This is a genomic window from Caulobacter sp. P1_B12_2, assembly GCF_056406675.1.
The window spans coordinates 1-1,738 of sequence record NZ_JBFTZS010000664.1 but is presented as its reverse complement, the minus strand read 5'-3'; the positions used below and the strand labels follow the sequence as shown (position 1 = coordinate 1,738).

General features: G+C 66.1%; 1 protein-coding gene. It reads right to left on the bottom strand.

What is annotated here, in order from left to right; translation table 11 throughout:
- Nucleotides 1-808: 808 nt before the first annotated feature.
- Nucleotides 809-1,627: a 16S rRNA (adenine(1518)-N(6)/adenine(1519)-N(6))-dimethyltransferase RsmA gene (rsmA, locus tag AC1DZ6_RS24655; protein WP_477099731.1), complete on the bottom strand. Its 819-nt coding sequence runs from the start codon at nucleotides 1,625-1,627 to the stop codon at nucleotides 809-811.
- Nucleotides 1,628-1,738: the final 111 nt, after the last annotated feature.

The following is a 1,738-nucleotide window of genomic DNA, read 5'->3' as shown; positions in this document are numbered from 1 at the left end:
ACCTGTTGGTCAGCGCGCTTACGCCGGCATCCGAGATCAGGGACTTCGACGGTCCGAACGAGAGTATTCAGCTCAAGCAGAGCAGAATGATTGGCACCTACATCCCTGCGATGTGTAGCCTCCAGGCCCTCTGCCGCCCTCACGGCGTCGTCCAAACGGTCAACAAGCTGCCGTGCGGCGACCTGAGCACAAACACAAGCTCGCCAATCTCGCCGCCTCAGGCTTCTAACTTCGCTCCAGAAGCCAGCCACAGCACGACCGTGGTGACCAGGACAGCAGACCCACAAACCTCCCCAGGGGTCGGGCTCCCCCTTGGCTACTCCGCCGTGATCGAGATCCGGCTTCCGTCTGGCTCCAAAGGCTTTCCATGTTCGTTGGGTGGAGGGGTTTGCACGGCAAAATTCGCTCAATGGGCTGCTCTGCCCGATCGTGCCCAGGCAACGAAGATCATGTCCTCGGCCGGCCGCACGGAAGGGGTGACGCAAACCACTTGCCGCGTGGGACCAAAGGGAAGCCTCGTCCGGTGCCGATCGAAAGGAGTTATGGACCAGCATGTCAGCGCGGCCATCGACAGCTCCGTAGCGCTCATGCGCGTTTCAGAAACGATGCTTGATCTACCTACAGAGGGTGGAACCGTGTCGATCTCGTGGAACTGGCGTGAATTGAGTGAGGGGCGCTGGCTGAACCCCGGACCGACAGCTGTCGATCACTAAGCATCGTCGCGCTTTTAGACCGGTCCACTGGGGGGGCCGCTCCCCACCCATTGCGGACCTTCCTGAAGACCGCTTCTGAGCACACCGGCCAGCGATTAGCCCATCACCGCGCGCGCCAGATCCTGGAACCCCTCGACCGGGATCGTCTCGGCCCGCGCGTCCGGATTGATCCCCGCCTTTTCGCACAGCGCACCGCCGCCTAGACCCTTGAGGCTGGAGCGCAGCATCTTGCGGCGTTGGCCGAAGGCGGCGGCGGTGACCTTTTCCAGGGCGGCCACCATCGCCTTGTCGGGCGCCGGCGCCAGCGGAACCAGCCGCACCACGGCCGAGGCCACCTTGGGCGGCGGGGTGAAGGCGCGGGCCGGYAGGTCCATGACCACCTTGGCGCTGCAGACGGTCTGCGAGACCACGGCCAAGCGGCCATAGGCGTCGTCGTCCACGTCGGCGGCGATGCGGTCGGCGACTTCCTTCTGGAACATCAGGGTCATGGACAGAGGCCGGAAGGGACCCGTCAGCCAGTTGATCAGCAGGGGCGTACCGACATTGTAGGGCAGGTTGCTGACCATGTGGGCGGGGCCGCCGGCGATGGCGGCCATGTCGACCTTCAGGGCGTCGCCCTGGACGATGGTCAGGCGGCCCTCGGCGGCGGCGGCCAGTTCCTCCAGCAGGGGGATGAACCGCTTGTCCATCTCCACGGCCACGACCCGCGCGCCGGTCTCGAGCAGGGCGCGGGTCAGGCCGCCGGGGCCGGGCCCGACCTCGATCACCACGTCGCCTTCGCCCACCTCGGACAGGCGGGCGATCTTGCGGGTGACGTTCAGGTCCAGCAGGAAGTGCTGGCCAAAGCTCTTGTTGGCCAGCAGATCATGCTCGGCGAGAACGTCGCGAAGCGGCGGCAGGTCGGCGAGGCTCATGGTCTCTCGGATGCTCAGGCGATGGCGCGGCGGTCGGCGATCTCGGCGGCCAGGCGAATGGCGGCGATCAGGCTGTCGGCCCGGGCCAAGCCCCGACCGGCGATGTCGAAC